Raw genomic sequence first — 21,431 nt, forward strand, 5'->3', positions numbered from 1 at the left:
CCACGTCCGACCGGCCCGGTTCGGGAACCGGCTTGCATGACATCGAGGTGCATCACGATGCGAAGGCCCAGAGGATTTGAGTACGGGATCTGCTGCGCTGCCGCCATTGCGCTTGCTGCGGTGATCGGTCTGCCGCTGCAGCGCGCCCAGGCAGCGGAAGCACTGGCGATCAGCAATCCGGATGGGGCGGCCGTGCGCGCGCTCGTGATCGGAATCGACGATTACCAGCACGTCCGCAAACTGAAGGGCGCAGTCGCTGACGCTGGAGATCTCGTGTCCAGCCTGAAGACGATGGGGGTCAGCGATGTCGTCGAGTTGACCAATGCCCAAGCGGACAGGGCGAGCGTCTTGCGTGAAATCAGTGCATTGGTGACGCGCACAAAGACCAACGACCTCGTCTTCCTGTCGATCGCCGGCCACGGCACGCAAGAGCCTGAGCGCGTCAAGGGCTCGGAGCCCGATGGGATGGAGAACGTGTTCCTGCTGCCCGGCTTCGAAACCACGCCGAAGGGGTCCGTCGAGCGCATTCTGGGGAGCGAGTTCAACCACTTCATCCGGCAGTTCGAGCTGCGCGGCGCGAAGGTGATCTTCGTGGCGGATACCTGCCATGGCGGCGGAATGGTGCGCGATATCGACCCGCGGGCTGCGGAGATGAGCTTCCGGCAGGTGCCGCGCTACACGTTGCTTGTCGATGAATTGAAACCGGTATCGGACAGCAACGGTCCGAAGTCCGAGCTCGATCTCGACCACACGGCTTTCCTCGCCGCTGTTGATCGCTACACCAAGGCGCCCGAAGTACGGATTCCCGGGATCGATGGGCTGCGCGGGGCTCTCAGCTACGCGGTGGCGCGGGCAGTGGAGGGCAGCGCGGACATCAATCGCGATGGCAAGGTGACGCTCAAGGAGCTCTTCGCCAATGTCCGGCAGGTGGTCTATCAGCTCTCGGACCAGCGCCAGAACATCGTGACGATATCGTCACCGGCGCAGGCGCCGGAGACGGCCGTCGCCTTCGAGCTGACGCGCGGCGTGGTGCTGATTCAGGGGCCGGCCGCGAGGACGGCCTCCAGTCAGGCTGCTGATGGACAGGCGGCTGCCCCGCCGGCTGCGACGACCAAGGCTCCGGCGCTGCCGACGCTGGCCGCTGGACCCAATACGGTTGCGCCCGTCGCCGCTCCGACTGCTGCAGCCCCGACCGTCGCTGCACCGGCGCCCCTCCGTCTCACGGCACCGATCCGTCTGGCGGCGCTCGACGGCAAAATGAACTATTTCACCGGCGTGACGCCGAAGGACGCCACCGTGCAGGCCGTTCAGCCGACGGACAATCCCGACCTGATCTGGGACCCGGTCTCTCATGACGTGATCGCCTGGGGCGATGTCGTCGCCTATGGGATGGACGTAGCCAATTTGCCGACGGTCGTGGATCGCACTGCAGCAATGCGCGAGCTCAAGCGCATGGCGACCCGATCGCCGCAGATCATGCGTATTTGGCCGGATGATCGACAGCAGCGCGCTGGTCAGACCGTCGAAGTCGAACTGTCCGACGTGGCCTCAAGGGCATTGCTGCTGTTCAATGTATCCGGCGATGGTACCATCCAGATGTTGTACCCGGTGGGTACAGATGCGGCGGTGGCCAAATCGTCGAACTTGCGGCTGCCACTCCGGGTGGGTGAGCCGTTCGGTGCCGAGCAGATCGTTGCTGTAACCTCGCAGCGGCGCATGGTCGATCTCGAGACTGTCCTGATTCAGCTCAATCGGCGACGCGCCTCAGGGCAGTTAATCAAGAACCTCGAGCGCTACCTGCCTGCGGACGCGCGGATCGCCTCGATCGGCTTCTTCAGCGCTCCCTGACATCTGTTTGGGGGAGCCATGTGGCGATCGGAGCTGATCCGCCGTAAACGAGTATGCTTCGCATTCGCCCTGCTGCTGGCGGGAAGCGGGGCCGCGCCCGCGGCGCCGCTGCGGCCGGAATCTCTCCATGCGAGCCTGGCGAGCGCACCATGGTTTTGGCGCATCCAGGCGACGCGCGGACAGTCCAGCGCCGCACAGAGCAATGCTGCAAGTGTGTCCCTTGAGATCCTGCCCAGCCTGACCGTCAACGTTGGCGGCAAGGTGTCATTCGGCGTGACTGCGAAGAAGGCAGGCTATCTCATTCTGGTGGATGTCGATGCGGACGGACGGATGTCCCAGATCTTTCCGACTCCCGAATTGTTGGAGCAGTCGGACGGCCGCGACATCAATCTCGTCAAGCCCGGCGTGCAATTTGTTGTGCCGACCCCGGCAGGACGGCAACGTGGCTTTGAATATGTCGTCGCACCGCCGACCGGCTCGGCAATCATGGTTGCGATCCTGAGTGAACGGCGCGTGCAATTGCTCGATTTGCCGGACCTCCCGCGCAAACTACAGGATCAGGCCGATACGTTGAGCTATTTGTCGGCGTGGACCAGGGAGCTGCGTGTGCCGGACGGCGGCAGCGGAAAACTGGTGCCGAGCAATTGGTCGTTCGACGTCAAATCCTATTCCATCAAGTGAGCCGTGGCTGTCGGCTGTCTCAGAATTTGAACCCGAGCGTGAGCGTGCCGGCTGCTTCCATCTTGCCGTCGGCCGAGCAGCTCCCGTTGAGCGCAATCTTGACTCGCCCGAACTTCGCGATGTCGACGCTGACTCCAACGCGGGAAAAGTCGTTTGGCGAGCTCGGGATGATGAAGTTGACGTTGTCGAGCGCCCAGAAGGGTAGTTTGCCCTGCAGGTTGGTCTTCCAGAGCAATTCGACGAAGATGTGCCGCAGCGCGTCAGGGTCGACGATGATGGTGCCTTTGCTGTCCGTGACCACGAAGCCCATCTCGTCGATATGGACGTTGCAGATCCGCTTCGACACGGCACAGTGCACCGACGTGAGATCCGGCAGGTTCGGTGAATCGCCGAACCGCCCCGAAGCCTTGGGATCCATCGCCGGTCCGGTACGCGGATCTGGTGTTGCGATCGGTCTTTCCTCCGGAAATGTTTGCCAGATTTGCCGAAAACCGATGCCGTCGGTGGCCAGGAATGAGGCCATGCCAAAGAAATGACCGCGGCCGGATCTCTCTCCGCGAAAAAAGACATTGTTGCCGGCGGGATATTTCAGGTTCGTTAGCGCATCGAGAAGACGGTTGTGATCCTTGGCCACGAAATTGATGCCATCGAGCACGAGCCGCCCCGCCTCCAGGTGCGAGCCGATGTGATCGTCGAGATCGATGCCGAGACCCTCCACCCGCCGGTGGATCTTCCTGAATACGTCGGTATCTCTCGCGGTGACCACCCGGGCCCGTCGCAGGGCGTCGAGACGTCGCTCCTCGTCTTTCTCCAGGATGTAAATCCGACAGAGCCCGGGCCGATCGATCGCAATGTCGAGATGCACGTGCGGAGCCTTGCCGGTCTGCGTGAAGCCGACGCTCTTGACGCCCGCCTGCAGCCACGGATCGTAGCCCGGCATGTTGATCTGGTCGGAGCCTAGCCGCGGTGCCTTGCCGGCGGCATCGAGCAGTTGCCGCCAGTTGTCGCACATGAAATCGAAGCCAAGCGGATTCCAGTACGGCACGAGGTCGTGAATCTTGTAGAATCCGTAAAGCTGAATGCCGGCTTCGCGCAGCTTCAGCGCGACCTTGTTCATGTCCGCCCGCATGGCGGCGCGGTCCTGAGCCGAGTTGCCGGCTCTCGGCGCGGTGTTCGGATCGAAGGGTGGTTCCGTCATGTCCTGCGTGTCTCCTTGCATCGTTACAGTCAAGGTTAAGCAGCGAGCCGGTGACTGGCGTATTCGTGCCCGCCGGAGGGGCCTTTGCGACGCTACAGCCTACTCAGGCGGCTGTAGAAACCGCCGCGGGCAATCATGTAGTGAATGTCCTTCGGAAAGGGGAAAGCGCCGCGAACGTTGGCAATCGCCTGTTTGAGGAATTCTCCATTGCGTGACGCCGGCTTCTGGCCCAGTGGAGGTTTGTCGGCGACCTGCGGAATCATGAAGCGGTCGACGAAGGCCGGATCCAGATCATTGACCCTGACCATCTGCCCAAAGGCCGGAAATGCATCATAGTGACCCACGCTCACAGTGAGGTTCTTGAGAGCAGGGCGCTGTGACGGAGGGCGATTGCCGTCGAGCGTTGCGAGTCCGCGTCCGACCAGGTCCAGCTTCACCGATTGCGAAAGGGTGGTCGGGCCATAGACAATTTCGAGCGCGCAGGTGCTCTGGCCCGACAGCCATTGGTACCAGAACGTGGCGTCGTCCGGTTGCGCTTTGACGCCGTAGAGGCAATCAAATCCCCAGCAGGCCGACAGGTTCGGCTGATACTTTCCCAGGCTTCCGACCAGGTTGCGCATGCCGCTTCCGCCGCCGGAATGGCAGGCGATGATGAGCTTGCCGACCTGGAGCTGGGGTATGCTCCGGGTGCCGTTGACGGTGCTGGTAACAGGCGCCACGAACTTGGCAAGAGCCCCGAGGATCTCGTCCAGATAGCGTTCGCCCCATTTGGCAGAAGCCAGATCCTTCACGCTGTAGTTCCCGGCAAAGGTGTCACCGACAGCATATTCGTAGCCCAGGAATGGCGCGACAAGCACGACATCCTTCCCCGAGTCCCGGACCTGTTCGCGCAGACGCGCAGGATCGTTCCGGAACAGGTATTCATGATCCCTGACATAGAAACCGTGTAGCCAGATTACGACATCGAACTGGGTGGCGGCGGTTGCGTGCTTCGGTGGAAGATAGACCGCCGTCGGCCTCATGCCGGGCGCCTGCCGTTTCGTGAAGAGCGTCACACCCGGAAAGGTGCCGACATCTTTCTGCTCCAGCTCGCAGGTTGTCACTCAGGTCACTCCTTCGGACACCTCTTTTTTGCTTGGCGCTAGTTGCAGACCTCGACATTTCCAGTGTTGCCGCCGGGACCTCCACCGCCGCGGTATTCGAGGCGGCAGCCACGATTGACCTGACGGCAAAGATGCTGATCACAATAGATGCTGCCACTGCTTCCCTTGGCGGTCGCCTGTCGCCGTGGCGCGGGGGCCTCCGCAGCCGGCGCGAACCTCTCGCGGGCCGGGCGATCCGCGCGCTCGCCCGTATTGCGGTTTGCAACAGGCTTCTTGCCGCGCCGCTTCTCGCATTCGTTGTCGTCATTGAGGAACGAGCCCTCGGCGCAGGTGATCTTGCTGCACTGGTCGCCATTAGCCCTGTAGCCGCGTTCACAGACCAGCGGACAGACCCGCGACGATTTGAGCTTGATTGCGTCAAGTGCATCGAGACTCGCAAGCTTCGCGTCGAACTTGGTTCCCGCGTGGCGGTTGAAGAGCGAGAGCGAGCGCTGCGAAGCGGCATTCCATTCGCCATTGACGGTACTGGTGAAGCATCCGACGCGGCTCAATTCGCCCTGTACCAGCCTGGCGAGATCGGCCTGAGGGATATCGGCCCTGGCCGGATCGGCCTGCTGCGGCCCGGCGCTCAGAGCGGCGACCTTCGTGTCTGTGTCACTCTGAGCGGCCACAGCGGCTGGAGGCGGACTCACCGTGGTGGAATTCTCGACGGCGGCCTTGTTCCGAGTGAGCGCGGCGCTGAGCGATCCCTCGGATGTGGTCCGATTCCGCTCGGCATCGGCCGCTTGCTGTTGCGCCGCTAGGTTTGTTCTTTCGGCCGCAATACGGGCGTCCTCCGCAGCGTTCAGATCAGCGGCCGCCTTTTCCTGCTCTGCGCGCAGGGCGCCTTCGGAGGCAAGCCGGGCTTGCTGCTGTTGGGCTTGGCGCGCCTTTTCGGTCGCCGCAACCCGAGCCTCCTCCGCCTCGATCTGGTTGAGCTGAAGCTTGGCGAGGCTTGCGTAATATCCGTCTGGATGCTGGCTCAGGAATACGCCCAGAGCGGCTTTATTGTTGAGCTGCAGCGCCAGTTCGTAGTCACGGCGAACCTCCGACTGGGGGTTGGCCGCCGCGGGCGCGGGCTCCACGGCCTTTGGAGCAGGCACGAGCGCAACGTCCTCGCCGCCCAACGAGCCGTAGACGTAAGGCTCCTGCCGATTGCCCGTGGCTTGCAAGACGTCGTCGCGGACGAACCCAAAGGCCCTGCGCAGGTCGAGGCCCGGCTTTGCGATATACTTGACCAGTGCGGCCGCGTACGGGCTGTTCTGGCTGTTGCCGTCGAGCGCCGTCAACCCGGCCTTCGCGGCGAAGGCGATCAACGTATTGGAGACCGTTGGCTCGACCCTGGCGAGCCCGCGGCTGATCGATCGCGAGGCGACCGTTCGCTTCATCGTGTCGGCAAAAGGATTGTTGCGGCACGCGTCGACGATCACGACCCGTAGCTGCCTTGCAGGCTCGATCGCCAACAAGACACGGTCGAGCGAGAACGCCTCGTCGTAGATGTCCGTATCACGTTCAAGCCTGGCGTCGGTTGGGATCAGATAGTTCGTGCCATCGATCTCGATGCCGTGGCCTGCGTAGTAGACGAGTGCGATGTCGGCGTCGCGCGCCTGATCTGCAAAATCCCTCAGGGCTCGCTTCATGTCCGTCGCTGCGAGGTTGAGCCTCGAGTCGACCACGTCAAACCCCGCGGCTCTCAACGTCGCAGCGATGGCGCCGGCGTCGTTGGCCGGATTGGGAAGCAGGGGAGCGTTTTGATATGTGGAATTGCCAAGCACCAGGGCCACGCGCTTTGTCGCGAAAGCCGGCTGAGCAGTCAGGAACAGCGAGACAGCGAGTAGAAGAGCGTACAACTTGATCTGCGTGTAATTGCTCATGGCGCGACGTCCAACATCAGCCGAAGAATGGTAGCGTCAACGAAGTTGGCATGGCCGCGCAGAATGCTGACTAAACTCATAGCTCCTGGCGACCGCCTGGCTCGTGCAAGGAACAGTCTCGAGCCCGATCCATTCCTGATGTTGGTCGCGTATTCCAGTGAACGCGTTCAAGGGCCTCGGACGATTGTTGGGGCCGGCGAGCGGTCCCGCCGGCGCTCTTCGCACTCCGGTTCCTTGAGGTAAATTGTTGATATGTCTACTTTTACTGATCGGCTGGATCGTTTGCCTGAAGCGCTGAAGAAGGCCGAAAGTCGGTTCGGATCGAACTCCGCCGGTTACAGATCGAGCGGATGTGAAGCTGGTGTCAGACGTGCGGATCGATCGCCTTGGCCGGTGCCTGGCCCCGGCCTATCGTCCGGCACGTGGGGATCAGGAAAGGAGTTGTCGTGCGGTAGGCGGCATATTCGGGAAATGCCCGCCTCAGGATCCGCTCTTCGTTGATCATCCGCCGGCATTGGATCATCACAATCACGATGGCGACGAGGACGGCAAGCGGTGAAAGGACCTGGAGTGTCACGCCGACCAGGGCAATCCCCTCGCAGAGATAGAGAGGATGCCGGACGATCCGATAGGGCCCTTCCGTCACAAGACGCCTGGCCTCCGCTTGAATGCTGAAGGATCTGCCGAGCCAGCGGAGCACCACGATGCAGAGCGAGGTACCCACCAAGACCAACGTCGAGGACACAGCCGACCAGACGAGCCCGAGCTCTGCCTTCGGAAGAAATGCCAGGACGATGCTCAAAAAAGTACCCAGCAAGGCTGAGACCCGCGTCTCGATGCCCTGCGATTTCATGATCGGCACCAGCCGGGTGATGGTTGTCAGCGCGACGAGGCCGAGGAACAGGATGTTTGCAATTCTGGCCGCAAGCGCAAGCCCGTCGCGGAGATTGTCCGGCGGAAGCAGGTGAGGGACGCTGGCGGCGCCCATCAGAGCAGACCCGCCATAGATGATCACGACAACTGCCCTGGCGCTCCAATCCAACAAGGCATTACCCCCGCGCCCGGCAATCTCCTTCCGCGCTGTTCCCGCCTGATCGAGCTTCGCGCCAGTCACGGGAGTGATCTCGCCTGTTCGAAACCTGCCTCATTAGACGGCAGGCTTGCGGTGAGGTCAATTGGACCGGCCAGCCAGCGCGGTCATGCCATCCCCTGAGGGTTCCACAGCCGGATCATGAGATCGCATTGAACCGGCTTCTGTCGTGACGACACAAATGATGGAAGAAGATCAAAAAGTAGTACTGCCATGCATTTGCACCGATCTGTGGCATTGCGCCGTACCCTGTTTCTTCTCGCTGCGCTGATCGTCTGTCAGCCGGCATGGGCTGCGAACCGTGTCGCGCTCGTTATCGGCAACTCGGCCTATAAGAACGCCGCAGCGCTTGCCAACCCAGCCAATGATGCTGCGATCGTTGAGGAGACGCTGAAGAGAGCGGGATTCAGCGTCGTCCAGACCCGCACGGATCTCCAGGCATCTGAGATGCGGCGTGCCCTGCGTGATTTTGCCGATGTGGCGCGCGACTCGGATGTCGCCGTCGTCTACTACGCGGGCCACGGAATCGAGCTCGAAGGTACGAACTACCTGATCCCCACGGATGCGACGCTTGAGCGCGATACGGATGTGTACGACGAGGCCTTTTCGCTCGAGCGAGTGCTGCTGGCGATCGAGCCGGCCCGGCAGCTGCGGCTCGTGATTCTCGATGCTTGCCGCAACAATCCTTTCGCCGACAAGATGAAGCGGACGGTCGGCTCGCGAGCTGTCAGCCGGGGCCTCGCCAGGATCGAGCCGGCGACCTCGAATACGCTGGTTGCTTTCGCTGCCAAGGCTGGCTCGACGGCGTCCGACGGTGGCAGCAGGAACAGTCCCTATGCCTCGGCACTGGTGAAATACATCGCTACTCCGGGCATGGACCTGCGCAGGGTGTTCGGCTTCGTCCGTGACGACGTCATGAAGGCGACCGGCAACAAGCAGGAGCCCTATGTGTACGGTACGCTCGGTGGCGATGATGTGCCGCTCGTGCCGGCACCGGCCAAGGAAGCGGTCGCCACAGCGCCTCAACCGGCACCGCCGCCGCTGCCTGCAACTCCACCGGGCTCGGCGCGTGCAGAAATCCGGCACGATTACGAGCTCGCGCTGCAGATCGGCAACAAGGATGCGCTGAACTACTTCCTTGCCCAGTATCCGGACGGCTACTACGCAAATCTGGCCAAGCTGCAGCTCGCCAAGATCGATGCGGAAGATAGGCGCGCGGCCGCAGCGGAAAAGGCGCGCCAGGCCGAGCAGGAGCAAGCGCGGCTCGTCAACCAGGGGGCCCAGCAGACACAACTGGCCAAAGCCGCCTCGGACTTGAAAGCAGCGCAGGACGCTCGTGCCGAGGCCGAGAAGGCCAGAGAAACCGCGCAGCAATTGGCCGCGCAGGCCGAGCAGCGTCGCCGGGAAGCTGAAATAGCCGTCGCGAGAATTGGCGCTCAGGCTGGGTCCGACCCGCAAGAGGCCCCCCCGAACTCGGATGCGAAAGTAGCCGCGCTGCCGCCTCCACAGACGTCCGCGCCGGCACCGCCATCCAAGGCCGAGCTTGCAAAATCGGTGCAAGCCGAGTTGCGCCGGGTCGGTTGCTTTAGCGGACCGGCCGATGGCGACTGGGATGCGGCCTCACGGCGTTCGCTCGAGTTGTACAACAAGAATGCCGGCACCACGTTCGATGCCAAGGCTGCGAGCCCTGAGGCGCTCGACGCGATCAAGCTCAAATCGGCGCGGGTTTGCCCGATAATTTGCGGATCCGGCCAGAAACGCGATGGAGATCGATGTGTCAAGATCACCTGCGCCGCGGGCTACTTCCTGAACAATGACGATGAGTGCGAGAAGCGCAGGGCCCGTCCGACACCATCCGCAAAGCTCGAGCGCAGGAACAGGGATCCCGAAGAAGCTCCGGCACGGCCTGCAAGGCAGCCGAAGCCCGAGGCTAACGCGGGCGGAGGCGGAGGAGGCGGCGGCGGCGGAATCGGCTTCATACCGTTCTTCCTGCCCTAAGACTGCTCGGTAGCACGGCGCATGTCCATTCCGCTTAGACTTTATGTCACCCCATTCGCCAACAGGGGCGTCCTCGAACCTGCGCAATGGGACTGCGACACAGCGAAGAAGGCGCTCGATGTCGTCAATACGATCTGGTCGAAGGCGAAGATCGCCTTCGTGATCAGCGATTGCATAATGGACAAGCCGCTCGACATGGCCCCGAGCAGGCGCAGCAGCGATGAGGTCCTGCTGGGCGTTCTCGCTTCCCGGCACGCCGCGGACAATGCGGTCCACATCTTCCTGGTCAATTCGATCGCAAGTCTGAACGCCGGCGGAGGTTCATACCCGAATGGCTCTCCCGAGCCCGCGAGCTTCGTCCAGTGGTATGGCAATGACCACGCCAATGGACGCGCCTGGGCGCACGAACTCGGCCATCTCATGGAGCTCGATCACGTCGAGATCGACTATTCCAACGAGAAGCAGGCGGCGCAGCGCGTCAAGAACCTCATGGTGAAGGGATTGAGCGCGGGAAGCGACTTGACCAGCCAGCAGATCAGCACGGCCAAGGGCTCAAAGCTCGTCAAGAGATTTGGCGGTTAGGCGCCATCGGATTTGACCATCCTTGCTGCGAGCCATGATGTTCCCAAAGGGCAGGAGCGCTCGATCCCACGCAAGTGACTCTTCGACAACTCGGAGAAGGGCGATTCCCGCCCTTTACCCTCAGAGCACTCGCCGTACGAATTCGTCGTAAGGGCGCCGTTCTCCATTTTCATGTAAAGGCAGCCGCTTAGGGCAGGGCAGTGATTGGCCTCCGCCGCGAGGGCCAGGATCACGTGCACTGCCGGTCGTGCGCATTTGTTAGACGGCCGGATCTTCTCGCTGGCGGATACGCGAGCGACCCGTTACGCAGCGCCTGCTTCGGGGCGCCATCAACGCTCACGCTCAAGGTTCGCTCGACCAGTCATGGTTGGTATCGATAGCGCGCCATCAGGATGCCGTGCTCGGCTCGCAGTAGCTCGACGCAGTCGGCTCTACGCCAAGGAAGCCCTCGAGCCGGAGCTGGTTCGCGGCGGCCATGAAGAAAGCGCAGAGCCAGCTCGATCTGCTGCCGCTACGTTGAATTGGAGCGCGGGAGGTGGGCAGCCTAAGCGACCAACTCGACCGACGTGCCGGCGTCGTCGATCAGATGCACGCGATCGATGTCAACACGCGGCAGCAACGATCGAATCTCGTCTTCCGACATCAGGCTGAATGCCGTGGACAATGCATCCGCCGCGGTCGCGCTGCGGGACACGGTCGTCACGCTGCGATAGCGCAGCGCGCAGCCGCCCGACCGCGGATCGAACAGATGGTTGAAGCGCGCCTGGCGATCGAACCGGCAGCCATAGCCGCCCGAGGTGGATACGGCGCGGTCGATGATCGGCAGCACCGTCCTGGTCCGGCCGACGATGTCGGGATCGGCGATGCCAATATCCCAGGGCTTTCCGTCCGGACGTGAGCCGATCGCGCGGGCTTCGCCCATGTCGACCAGGCTGTGCGCGACGCCATGCGCCCGCAGCAGGTCGACCAACTTGTCCGTGATGTAGCCTTGCGCGATCCCGTTCAGCGTCACGGTCATGCCCTTCGGCATCACGATCCGGTCTCGGCTGATCGACAGCCGGCTGCTGCCGATGCGCGCCAGCGCGGCCTCGATCGCAGCCGGCGAGGGACCGGCGGGATCGGCATCATCTCGCGCGAAATGACCGGCATAAAGCTCCCACAGCGGCTGCACCGTGACATCGAACACACCGCCCGTCAGCGCAGCATAGCGCTGCGAGGCCGACAACAGCTCGACCATCTCGGCGGCGGGATCGATCAGAACCCCCGTCCGGTTCAGCGCGACCAGGGCAGAGGCGTCGAGATAGAGGCTGAACAGCCGTTCGAGCCGGCGCGCCTCGGCGCAGGCGAGCGCGATCAGCCGCTCGGCCCGGCGGCGGTCTTCGTCGTGGATCTCCAGCGTCGCGACCGCGCCCAGCATCGTGCCGCGCCAGGTGACCGGCGCGACCTCGGCACGAACGTGACGTGCGACGGACAGCGCGCCGAGCCCCGCGGCAGCGGCGCTGATGCGGATGAATCGTCGGCGGGACAGCATTGACGTCATGGCGTCCTCCTTGATCGGTCGCCCGGCGGGCCTTCGGTCGCTTCGTTGGACGCAGCCCCGGCAGCGACATTCCCCGACGCCAGGACATAGTCACGGGGCACCTCGTCGAAGCCGACGATTCTGCCTCCGTTTTCACCCGCGAACTTCTCCGCCGCCGCGCGATCCGAGAACGGAACGGCCTCGTCTCCGCCCATGCCGCTCTTGACCCGGCTCTCGATCACGAACAACGCCTTGCGCGCTTCGACCCAATTGTCGGCGCCAGGCTGGTCCCAGTTCGGGGCCTTGCCCATGTCTGACACGTAGATCGCCTGGATGTCCTTGGGCTCGTCCGGCAGCACGGTGAAGGCGAGGGTGTCGCGCACCGACGAGAACCAGACGGGCTGGATCAGGCTCGCGGCGAAGATGTGACCCTTGGGTCCGGGATGCTCGAGCAGGTTCATGCCGCAGTAGTGACCGATGTCCTCCGCGGTCATCCGATGCGGCGGCGGAATCTTGGCAGCCTGCTTGTCGTTGCAGCCCGCGAGCGCGAGCGGCAGCAGCAGGGCGAGCAGCAGCGTTCGGACTGTCATAGCTCCCTCCGCGAGAAGGCGAGCGCGGCCAGTCCCAGCGGCAGCAGCGTCCAGCAGAGCAGGGCGGTGAGAAGGACCGGTACCGTCAGGGAGATGTTTTGAGCAAGGCCGGCCATGCCGGCGAAGGTGCTGACATTGGCGAACCCGGTCAGGTTGATCAGCCGGTAGGCGTCGGTGGGGTTCGACAGGAGCAGGGCGTTGAGCACGGTCGCTGAGATGCTGCGTCCCTGGTCGAGCGCAAGCACGCCCAGCAGCGCCATGTCGTAGATCAGCACCAGCAGCAGCCACAGCCCGATGCAGATGCCGGCCGCCGTTCCGCGATCGCGCACCAGCGCGCTGACCAGATAGCCAATGGCGACGAACGCAGCGCCGAGCAGCACCGAGGAGCCCACCATCGCGGCAAATGCCAGGAGACTATCGCTGTCGATGTCACTGCCCGTCGCCGCCAGCGCTCCGGCGGCCGCGCCGTAACCGAGGCAGGTCGCAAAGCCGAGTACGGCGAGGTGGCCCAGGAATTTGCCGAGCAGCACCTGCCATCGCGCGACTGGATAGCTCAGCAGCAACAGCATCGTCCCTCGTTCCATTTCGCCGACGACGGCGTCATGGGATATCAGAAGCGCAATCAGCGGAACGAGAAAGATCGTTAGGCTCGACAGGCTGACGATGACCACGTCGAGGGCCCGGACGCCCACGTTCCCGGTCGGCGCGCTGCCGAGAAAGGTCAGCGAGAGGGCAAGCCCGGCGAGCAGGAGCGTCGCCGCGAGCACCCAGCGATTGCGGATGGCCTGGTGGATTTCCTTGGCGGCGATGATCAAGACGTTCATGGTGCCTGCTCCGATTGCCGGAGAAAGTGAGCGTAGAGCTCGTCGAGGGTCGGCGGGACCACGTCGACGTCCTCGACGGAATTTCCGGCGGCCGTCGCGCGATGCAGAAGCTCGATCTTCCGCTCCGGCGCAGCGTCGATCTCGACGATGTGGCCGTTCAAGCGCCGGCAGGTCGCGTCCTTGGGGGCCCAGCCCGGCAGCTCGCTCGGAGCGAGGCCCGCCACCCTCAGGCGAATCCTGGTGGGCAGCCGGGCGAGGCGACGCAGCTCCTCGATCGATCCGTCCGCAACCTTGATGCCGCGGTTCATGATGATGACCCGGCCGGCGCGCTCCTCCAGCTCGGTGAGCGCATGCGACGACAGGAGCACGGTCGCGCCGCCAGCTGCAAGCCGCGCGATGATGTCGTAGAAGGTCTGCCGCAGCTCGGGATCGAGGCCGGTGGTCGGCTCATCCAGCAACAGCACGCGCGGATGCCCTAGCAGCGCCTGCGCAAGGCCGAGCCGCTGGCGCATGCCTTTCGAGTAGGTGTTCACCCTGCGGCGGCTGGCTGCGCCCAGGCCCACGGCATCGAGCAGCTCCAGGGCTTTTGCAACCGGCTCCCGCTTCAGCCTGGCGTAGAAGGCCTGCGTCTCGCGGCCGGTCAGGGCAGGGTCGAAGGAGACGTTTTCGGGCAAATAGCCGAGCTGCCGTCGGCCCGCGAATTCACCGGCGGCGGGATTGTCTCCGAGCACCTCGATGGAGCCGCTTGTCGGCCGGATCAGCCCGAGCATGAGCTTCATGAGCGTGGTCTTGCCGGCGCCGTTGTGACCGATCAAGGCGACCAGCTCGCCTTGGCCAAGCGTGAACGAGGCTTCGCGCACGGCCGTGACCCGGCCGTACGTCTTGGTGACCTCGCTGACGCGTACCGTGCCGGTCATCGCGTTTCCTTCGGTGTGTTCGACGGCGATACCAGCGGATGGCTGTCGACGACGCCACCCGGCAGCAGCGCCGGAAACTGTGCCTGCGCCCAGCGGATCACCTGGACGGCGGGGCTGTTGATGAGGACCTTGGCAGCGGGCGCAGTCCACAGCACGCGGTCGATCAGATCGTTCGGCCGGTACGCCGTGTCCGCGATTCCATCGCCGTTCAGGTCGAATGCCGGGTTGTCGCTCCAATAATTGCCGCGCCCGCCGATCGACCAGTCGAGATGCCGGGTGCCGACATATTTCACCTGGTTGGCATTGCTGACGAAGGCATTGCCGGTGATTTCATTGCCTTCGGAGCCGGCCGTGAAGTGCACGCCGATGGCGCAGCGCTCGAACCAGTTGTTGCGGAACTTGTTGCGATTGGTGTTGTAGATGAAAACGCATTTCTCCGGGCCGGTCCTGAGAGAGCTCTCCCGTTTCGGCTGCGGAAGCATGCCTCGCTCCTCGTCCGGAGCATCCTCAGTCTTCTGCATGACCGAATTCAGCGGGCCGCCGGTGACACGATTGTTCTCGATCTGCGCATAGTTCGCGTAATTGAAAAGTAGCCCATAGTCGCGATCGCGATCGGAGGAATTGCCGCGGATCACCAGGCGGTTCGAATACATGATGGCGTAACCGACATGGTTGCCGATCGAAACGTTGCCGCTGACTTCGCTGTCGTTGGTGTACATGTAGTGGACCGCGAAGCGAACCTGCTCGAAGCGGTTGTCGATGAAGCGGTCCCTGCTGCTGGAGATCGAGAAGATGCCGTCGCGGCCGTAGCGGAACGTGTTGTTCGCGATGGTGACGTCGGGTGCATTCCACAGCGAGACCCCGTTGCCCGCCTCGCTGAGGCGCCCGCCGCGCAGCCCCTCGATCTCGTTGCGAACGACGCGGGAGCCCTTGGCGCCATGCACGTAGACGCCAAACAGGTTTCCGACCAGGCGGTTGTCCTCGATCTCCGCGCGCTCGGCCGTCTTCTTCAGGAAGATCCCGGAATCCATCGCCTGCAGGTCGCGGCCGGACCCGCGAATGGTTACGCCACGGACGATGACGTCGGGCGCGCTGACGGTGATCACATTGCCCGAGCCATCGCCGTCCAGCACCACGCCTTCCGTCCCAACCAGCTCCAGGGGATGATCGATCCGGATCGAGCCGTGATAGTCCCCCGGGGCAAGCTTGACGACGTCGCCTGCGCGCGCGCGATCCAGCACCGCTTGCAGCGGCTGGCCGGGCGCAGCCGTCAAGGTCTCCGCTTCAGCGAAGCTCGACATTCCGGCGGCGACCAGCACCGCCGGAAACATGCGTGACAGGAGACGCACCAGGTCGCTCCGATCAGACCGACTTCGGTTCGACGAACATCCGGCCCTTCATCTCCATATGCATGGCATGGCAGAACCAGGAGCAGTAGTACCAATAGACGCCTGGCTTATCGGCTGTGAAGGTCACCGACGAGGTGGCCATCGGCCCGATCTCCATGTTGATGCCGTAGTTGACGATGCAGAAGCCGTGCGTCAGGTCTTCGACCGCATCGATATTGGTGATGAAGACGGTGACCTCGTCGCCCTGCCTGACCTGGAACTGATCGAGGCCATAGGCCGGCGCGGTCGACGTCATGTAGACCCGCACCTTGTTGCCGTCGCGAATGACCTTCGAATCCGCCTCGAGGTTGATGCCGTCGGCCTTGGCCTGCTTCACCGCATCCGCGAACATGGGATCCGCACGATCCCAGATCGAGATCGGATTGATCTTGGAACGATGGACGATGGTCGCGTCGTGCGGCTCGGCGAAGCTTGGGCCGTCATGCACCAGCTTCATCTGATCGTCTGAGATGTCAATCAGCTGATCGTTCTCCGGCTTGAGCGGCCCGACGTTCAGGAAGCGATCCTTCGAGAACTTGTTCAGCGAGATGAGCCATTTTCCATCGGCCTCCTTGGTCTGGCCCATCGAGGTATGGTTGTGGCCGGGCTGATAGTGCACGTCGAGCTTCTGGAGGATGGGATTGACCTTCTCACCCTTGAAAGCCCGCTTGGCGAGGTCGATGTTCCATTTGCAGACCTGGCTGTCGAGGAACAGGGTCGTGTAGGCATTGCCCTTGCCGTCGTAGGCAGTGTGTAGCGGCCCGAGGCCAAGCTCGGGTTCCGCGACGACCACGTCGCGCGGCTTGATCTTGTCGTCGAACAGCTGGTCGAACAGGCGCACATCCATCACGGTCACGGTGGGCGAGAGCTTTCCGGCTGCGACGACATGGATGCCGTCGGGAGCCGTGTTCATGCCGTGCGGGTTGTTCGAGACCGGGACGTAACGCGTGTAGGCCGATCCCTTGCGGCCATCGATGACGGGCACGCCGTTCATTTCCTTGAAGTCGCCCTTCTTCACGGCCTCCTCGATCCGCTTGATGTTAAAGATGACGACCCAGTCCTGCTCGGCGGCAGTCATCTCCGCCAGAGTGACGCCTTCTTCGCCGTTGTAGCAGGTCGCGAAGCAATATTTGCCCTGATAGTCGGCATCGACATTGTCGAGGTTGCCGCTGACGATCACCTGCCAGGCGACCTTCATCGTGTCGCCGTCGATCGCACTGAAGATGGAACGATACTGTTTGGGATCGTCGAGGATCTTGCCGTCGTTGGGCAGGGGCACCCCATCCTCACCATTGGCGAACACGTAGCCGGTGCGCGGATATTTCTGCAAGCGCAGGCCGTGGACCGTGTGCTGGTTCGGAAGTTCGATGATCTTGTCGCACTTCATGACGTCGAGCCGCACGCGCGCGACGCGGCTATTGGCCTTGTCGTTCATGAAGGCATAGCGCCCGTCATAGGTGCCGTCGGTAAAGGAGATGTGCGGGTGGTGGAGGTCGCCGTTCAGGTAGGTGCCGCCGCGGCTCTTGAGGAATTCGCGCGTTGCCGGCTGCATACCTTCTGTCAGGACCTTGATGCTCTCGTTGGTTTGCCCCCAGCCGGTCGCGCTGCAGCGATTGAAAACCGGAACACGCATCAGTTCGCGCATCGACGGAAGGCCGACGACCCGCATCTCGCCGGACTGGCCGCTCGAGAAGAACACGTAGTATTCGTCGAGCTCACCGGGCGCCACTTCGGCCTTCTGCACCGCCGGTCGCGCGGCCGGCGCCTTTGGTGCCGTTGTCTTGGTCTGAGCATCGGCGGACGAGACAAAGCCGCTGCCGCCGTTGATCGCCACTCCGCCGGCCAGGCCTACGCCCGCTGCGGCCGCCGTCGCTCCCAGCACGGCTCGTCGGCTGACGCCTTTGGTCTTTTCGTTCTCGCTCATGATTGCCTCCTGGGCTTCCGGTTCAGTTTGGTGGTGGAGAGATGACGGCTGAAGCGCCGACGGGCTTGCCGCCGGCGGTGATGACGGTCGCCGGACCCTTGCCGCCCGAGCGCATCGAGGGCGAGGACATGGCCGCGAACTTCTCACGCTTGAGCCGCACCTGGATCATGTGCGGACAGCGATGGTCGTCGTAATAGAGTTCCTGGCAATGCATGCAGTAGATGCACTCATTGACGTTGATGTGACCCTCGGGATGGATCGACTGCACCGGGCATTCCTTGGCACAGCGCTGACAGGGCGAGCCGCATTCCTGCCAGCGGCGCAACCACTCGAACGTCCGCATGCGCCCGGGGATCGCGAGCGCGGCGCCCAGCGGGCAAAGATAGCGGCAGAAGAAGCGCTCGATGAAGAGGCCGATGACCAGCAGGGCGACTGCATAGGCGACGAACGGCCAGCTTCGTGAGAACTTCAGGATAATCGCAGTCTTGAAGGGTTCGACCTCGGCAAATCGCTCGGCCATGTCGACGGAGTAAAGAGATAGCCCGAACAGTCCGAGAAAGATGATGTACTTGATCGGCCATAGCCGTTCATGCAGTCCCCACGGCACCGTTATTTGCGGCACCTTCAACCATTTCGCAGCCGTGTTGGTCAGCTCCTGCAGTGCGCCGAAGGGACAGAGCCAGCCGCAGAACGGCCCGCGTCCCCAGAACAGGAGCCCGCCGGCCGTCGCGGCCCACAGGATGAAGATCAGCGGAGCGGCCAGGAAGAATTCCCAGCGGAAGCCGGTCACCAGCGCATTGGTGAAGGTGACGACGTTGACGACGGAGAGCTGCGCGTTCGCGTACCAGCCGAGCCAGACCAGAACGAAGGCGAGATAGCCTCGCCGAACCCAGTTGTACAACACAGGCCGGCGCACAAGCAGATTCTGGAAGAAGAAGATTCCGGTGAGGCCGGCCAGCATGAACGCAGTAATGGCAATCGACACCGTGCTCGATCGCCAGATCCGCATCCACAGCGGCTCGTCTGCCTCTGGGGGCAGTGCGGTCGCGGCGGTCGCTTGCGAGGGCGGAGGCGCCGCGGTCTCCGGCACCGTCACCGTACGCTGCTCGCGGCGTATGTAGGCATCGGGCAGGGTGTAGCCCAGGTCAAAGGTCAGAAACGCCTTGTCGCGGCCGCCGAGGCTGCGCTGCACCAGCAGCTGAAGCTGCCACGGCTGCGTCGGATCCAGGGTGAATTCGGGAGGCGTGACGAACAGGCCGATTTCCCTGAACTCGGGCGCACCGACTGCATCCACTGCGCCGAGGCGGGTATGGTTGCGATCGCGGAAGCGGGTGCTGTTACCTTCCTGCAGGATCTCGATGCGATCGAAGATGCCGCCGCGGACATAGGCCGAGCCCTTGAACGAGTAAGGGCCGTTTCCTAAGACGACGATCGCCTGCTGCCCGGGCTTCAGATTGTCCTTCAACCGTCGATAGCCGTCTTCGCCGAGCAGGCTGCGGCCGATCGTGGGCGCGCTCGCGAGCGCGACGTAGAGGTCGATGAAGGTGTCGCTGGCCTCACCTGGTTCGGGATACTGGGCGGCCGCCGCGCTGCCGGACTTTGCAAAGGCTTCGTTGATGTCACCGATGCCGAGGTGAAGCCGGCGGATCGAACCGTCGCCGACGAGGCTTTCCCAATCGCGCACCTCGCTGCGCTCGAGATCGAGCGTCTTGATGACGGGGGGCAGGGCTGCCGAAGCCGCCGCGCCGTCGCCGCCGGCAACGCGACCGCTTCGAATGAGCTTGGACGCCGCGCGGACGACACTGTCGCCCATCACCAGCACGGTGACGGTTGCGCCGCTCACGATGTCGACCTGCGGCGGCTTCTCGGCACCACTTGCGACAGGCTTCATGTCCTTCCCGATCAGGGAATTCACGGCGGCGATGATGCGCGCTTCCGGAATGCCGACCAGCACGATCGGCTCCTTGTGATCGACGAGTTTGATGCCGGTGATGACACCCTTCGGGTCGATCCCAGCCAGCAAGTGAATCGGTTTGCCGGAGTAGCCGACAGAATTTGCGAAATCGGAGTTGAGGAAGACAAACCCCTGCAGCTGGTCGCCGCGGTAGACTGGTACGACAGGCGGATCGCCTTGGGACGGGCCGAAACGATCCGCGCCGGGGAAGAAGTCCGCAGGCGTGATCTTCGGCAGGTAGGTCGGCAAATCACCGGCGGCGCATGCGGGTGAAATGGAAATATATGTCAGACTCAACAGCAGCAAGCCGGCGAGCGCTAACGCTGCACGCCTTGCAAGGGCGATATCGTCAACCGGTCGCTTCGACATGTCGATCCAAATGCCATCTGCGCGACCAACCGGACCGCGCATGCTTTGTGATTCTTCTTCGATGATTTGTCGCCGCTGACGTGCAACACTCATCGCGCACGTCGATATCTGTCAAGCTGAACCAAAACATTTGTACTCTCGCGGAACCAAATCACACATCTGCATCGGGAACTTTCGCCATGCCGCTCTTGCGCACGTCATTGCTTGTTGCTGAGCCCGCCGGTGTATTGGAGTCGCTCGACGAACTCTTTGCGCTAGCGCATGCAATGGAGCAGGAAGCGGCCAACAAGTACGATTCTCTTGCCGAAGAGATGCGCGGGCAGGGCAAGGATGACCTGGCGGAGGTGTTCACGCGGCTTGCCGCCGCCGAGCGCGAGCACGTAGACAGTGTGTCGCAGTGGTCGCAGTCGCGCCGCGGCAAACGCCCGGATCCCGCCATGGTGCGCTGGGAGGCGCCGGCAGCACTTCCTCCGGACGCGGCCGCCGAGGTGAAGACATCTCGTCTGATGACGCCGTACCGTGCGCTCGCGATGGCGGTCCGCAACGAGGAGCGCGCCTTCGCCTTCTGGTCCTATCTGGCGGCCTACTCGCACGATTCCGAGGTCAAGAAGGCCTCCGAGGCGATGGCCAAGGAGGAGCTCGGCCATGTCGCCACGCTGCGGAAGGAGAGGCGGCGCGCTTATCATCACGAACACGAACGGAGCAGTGCCGAGACGTCGGCGGTGCCTCGACCGCCGCAAATCGACGCGCAGCGACTCGAGCTCCGCCTAGCTGCCCAACTTGCCGATATGGAACAACGCTTGAGCGGGCCAGCTGCGGTCCGGATAAGGGACATTCGCCAACAGGCGATCGAGATGGCCGACGCCGCCGTGGGCCTCGGCAGCTTTCCGGCGCCCATGGAACGCAAAGGCCCATTGGAGATCGCCGAAGCACTCGTCGACGGTTACCTCGATGGCGCCGAGCGATCGAGCGACGCAGCCCACCTCGAACGCCTGCAGCAGCTCGCCGAACGCGCGATCTCGCGACTGGCCTGGCTGCGATCGCTCTCCACAGCCTGACACGCTTGCAGAAACCTTTAGAACTGCCGAGCCGGCATGTCGCGCGGCGGCTCTGCTGGGGTGCGACCGGCCGACAGCGGAGCAGACCCAAGGAGTGCGCCAGCGGCTCAGTCCTGGCAAGATCAATTGGCAGGTCCCAGCCGACACGGCCTAATCCATAATTCGCATAAGGTATATTATGGAATATTTTTATATACAATCGGATCAAATCTTTAGCCGAAATTCCTGATGCAGCACCTTCGCTTGACCGGCCGTTCTCTCTGGCGTCTCAATCGGCGCCTCAGCTCTTGACGGCTACTGTGCATGGGGTTGTTTTTCAGATTTTGAAATCGGCCCCGTGTCCCGAAAGCGGATATTGCCGTGACCTTGTCCGGCTGCAATAAGCGAGGCCTCGCGAGATCGCAGATGACCTTAAGGCCGACCGTCCGTATAGGTTTGCATCTCAGAACAACAACAAACCTTCCGAGGAAGCAGA

The 21,431-nt window shown here is 63.0% G+C and carries 16 protein-coding genes; 5 read left to right on the plus strand and 11 right to left on the minus strand.

What is annotated here, in order from left to right:
• The first annotated feature begins 57 nt into the window (after positions 1–57).
• Positions 58–1,848 (plus strand): caspase family protein, encoded by a 1,791-nt coding sequence (locus tag ABIG06_RS31160; protein ID WP_370139807.1) that lies wholly within the window; start codon positions 58–60, stop codon positions 1,846–1,848.
• Between the two features lie 18 nt (positions 1,849–1,866).
• Positions 1,867–2,529: a DUF4384 domain-containing protein gene (locus ABIG06_RS31165; protein ID WP_370139808.1), complete on the plus strand. Its 663-nt coding sequence runs from the start codon at positions 1,867–1,869 to the stop codon at positions 2,527–2,529.
• Between the two features lie 19 nt (positions 2,530–2,548).
• On the opposite strand, the gene ABIG06_RS31170 is transcribed toward ABIG06_RS31165, so the two are convergent.
• From ABIG06_RS31170 to ABIG06_RS31185, 4 genes are all read right to left on the minus strand, one after another.
• On the minus strand, positions 2,549–3,727 hold the full coding sequence (locus ABIG06_RS31170) for a hypothetical protein (RefSeq protein ID WP_124160969.1): 1,179 nt from the start codon (positions 3,725–3,727) through the stop codon (positions 2,549–2,551).
• Between the two features lie 92 nt (positions 3,728–3,819).
• Complete coding sequence (locus ABIG06_RS31175) at positions 3,820–4,830, minus strand: hypothetical protein (protein WP_370139809.1); 1,011 nt, start codon at positions 4,828–4,830, stop codon at positions 3,820–3,822.
• Between the two features lie 38 nt (positions 4,831–4,868).
• Positions 4,869–6,743: a caspase family protein gene (locus ABIG06_RS31180; protein ID WP_370139810.1), complete on the minus strand. Its 1,875-nt coding sequence runs from the start codon at positions 6,741–6,743 to the stop codon at positions 4,869–4,871.
• 364 nt (positions 6,744–7,107) lie between these two features.
• Positions 7,108–7,857: a methyltransferase family protein gene (locus ABIG06_RS31185; protein ID WP_245454526.1), complete on the minus strand. Its 750-nt coding sequence runs from the start codon at positions 7,855–7,857 to the stop codon at positions 7,108–7,110.
• Positions 7,858–8,046: 189 nt separating this feature from the next.
• Between ABIG06_RS31185 and ABIG06_RS31190 the strand changes: the two genes are divergently transcribed.
• Both ABIG06_RS31190 and ABIG06_RS31195 read left to right on the plus strand, forming a co-directional pair.
• Positions 8,047–9,831 carry a caspase family protein gene (locus ABIG06_RS31190; protein WP_370139811.1) on the plus strand — a complete coding sequence of 595 codons (1,785 nt, stop codon included), beginning with the start codon at positions 8,047–8,049 and terminating at the stop codon, positions 9,829–9,831.
• 21 nt (positions 9,832–9,852) lie between these two features.
• Entirely contained in the window at positions 9,853–10,413 is a 561-nt protein-coding gene (locus ABIG06_RS31195) for a hypothetical protein (RefSeq protein ID WP_124160973.1), read from the plus strand.
• Positions 10,414–10,957: 544 nt separating this feature from the next.
• On the opposite strand, the gene ABIG06_RS31200 is transcribed toward ABIG06_RS31195, so the two are convergent.
• Genes ABIG06_RS31200 through ABIG06_RS31230 form a run of 7 tightly spaced genes read right to left on the minus strand, consistent with a single transcriptional unit; the run spans position 10,958 to position 19,898 of the window.
• Entirely contained in the window at positions 10,958–11,953 is a 996-nt protein-coding gene (locus ABIG06_RS31200) for an FAD:protein FMN transferase (protein ID WP_124160974.1), read from the minus strand.
• A complete protein-coding gene (locus tag ABIG06_RS31205) occupies positions 11,950–12,522 on the minus strand; it encodes a nitrous oxide reductase accessory protein NosL (RefSeq protein WP_370140954.1) in 573 nt (190 codons plus the stop codon). Before ABIG06_RS31205 ends, ABIG06_RS31200 begins: the two co-directional genes overlap by 4 nt.
• On the minus strand, positions 12,519–13,346 hold the full coding sequence (locus tag ABIG06_RS31210; protein ID WP_124160976.1) for an ABC transporter permease subunit: 828 nt from the start codon (positions 13,344–13,346) through the stop codon (positions 12,519–12,521). The genes ABIG06_RS31205 and ABIG06_RS31210 overlap by 4 nt, the downstream gene beginning before the upstream one ends.
• A complete protein-coding gene (locus tag ABIG06_RS31215; RefSeq protein ID WP_124160977.1) occupies positions 13,343–14,263 on the minus strand; it encodes an ABC transporter ATP-binding protein in 921 nt (306 codons plus the stop codon). The genes ABIG06_RS31210 and ABIG06_RS31215 overlap by 4 nt, the downstream gene beginning before the upstream one ends.
• Positions 14,260–15,612, minus strand: coding sequence for a nitrous oxide reductase family maturation protein NosD (locus tag ABIG06_RS31220; protein WP_370139812.1), 1,353 nt, complete (start codon positions 15,610–15,612; stop codon positions 14,260–14,262). The genes ABIG06_RS31215 and ABIG06_RS31220 overlap by 4 nt, the downstream gene beginning before the upstream one ends.
• A gap of 13 nt (positions 15,613–15,625) precedes the next feature.
• Positions 15,626–17,575, minus strand: a complete 1,950-nt coding sequence (gene nosZ, locus ABIG06_RS31225; RefSeq protein ID WP_370139813.1) for a TAT-dependent nitrous-oxide reductase — start codon at positions 17,573–17,575, stop codon at positions 15,626–15,628.
• 22 nt (positions 17,576–17,597) lie between these two features.
• Positions 17,598–19,898 (minus strand): 4Fe-4S binding protein, encoded by a 2,301-nt coding sequence (locus tag ABIG06_RS31230; RefSeq protein WP_370139814.1) that lies wholly within the window; start codon positions 19,896–19,898, stop codon positions 17,598–17,600.
• 179 nt (positions 19,899–20,077) lie between these two features.
• Here ABIG06_RS31230 and ABIG06_RS31235 point away from each other — a divergent pair, with 179 nt between their 5' ends.
• Positions 20,078–20,956, plus strand: coding sequence for a ferritin family protein (locus ABIG06_RS31235; RefSeq protein ID WP_370139815.1), 879 nt, complete (start codon positions 20,078–20,080; stop codon positions 20,954–20,956).
• The last annotated feature ends 475 nt before the right edge of the window (positions 20,957–21,431 follow it).

Source organism: Bradyrhizobium sp. USDA 326 (assembly GCF_049739485.1).
Taxonomy (GTDB): Bacteria; Pseudomonadota; Alphaproteobacteria; order Rhizobiales; family Xanthobacteraceae; genus Bradyrhizobium.

Coding starts and splice junctions, on each gene's coding strand:
- ABIG06_RS31160 (WP_370139807.1), top strand. CDS start 58: ATGCGAAGGCCCAGAGGATTTGAGTACGGGATCTGCTGCGCTGCCGCC.
- ABIG06_RS31165 (WP_370139808.1), top strand. CDS start 1,867: ATGTGGCGATCGGAGCTGATCCGCCGTAAACGAGTATGCTTCGCATTC.
- ABIG06_RS31170 (WP_124160969.1), bottom strand. CDS start 3,727: ATGACGGAACCACCCTTCGATCCGAACACCGCGCCGAGAGCCGGCAAC.
- ABIG06_RS31180 (WP_370139810.1), bottom strand. CDS start 6,743: ATGAGCAATTACACGCAGATCAAGTTGTACGCTCTTCTACTCGCTGTC.
- ABIG06_RS31190 (WP_370139811.1), top strand. CDS start 8,047: ATGCATTTGCACCGATCTGTGGCATTGCGCCGTACCCTGTTTCTTCTC.
- ABIG06_RS31195 (WP_124160973.1), top strand. CDS start 9,853: ATGTCCATTCCGCTTAGACTTTATGTCACCCCATTCGCCAACAGGGGC.
- ABIG06_RS31200 (WP_124160974.1), bottom strand. CDS start 11,953: ATGACGTCAATGCTGTCCCGCCGACGATTCATCCGCATCAGCGCCGCT.
- ABIG06_RS31205 (WP_370140954.1), bottom strand. CDS start 12,522: ATGACAGTCCGAACGCTGCTGCTCGCCCTGCTGCTGCCGCTCGCGCTC.
- ABIG06_RS31210 (WP_124160976.1), bottom strand. CDS start 13,346: ATGAACGTCTTGATCATCGCCGCCAAGGAAATCCACCAGGCCATCCGC.
- ABIG06_RS31215 (WP_124160977.1), bottom strand. CDS start 14,263: ATGACCGGCACGGTACGCGTCAGCGAGGTCACCAAGACGTACGGCCGG.
- nosZ (WP_370139813.1), bottom strand. CDS start 17,575: ATGAGCGAGAACGAAAAGACCAAAGGCGTCAGCCGACGAGCCGTGCTG.
- ABIG06_RS31230 (WP_370139814.1), bottom strand. CDS start 19,898: ATGTCGAAGCGACCGGTTGACGATATCGCCCTTGCAAGGCGTGCAGCG.
- ABIG06_RS31235 (WP_370139815.1), top strand. CDS start 20,078: ATGCCGCTCTTGCGCACGTCATTGCTTGTTGCTGAGCCCGCCGGTGTA.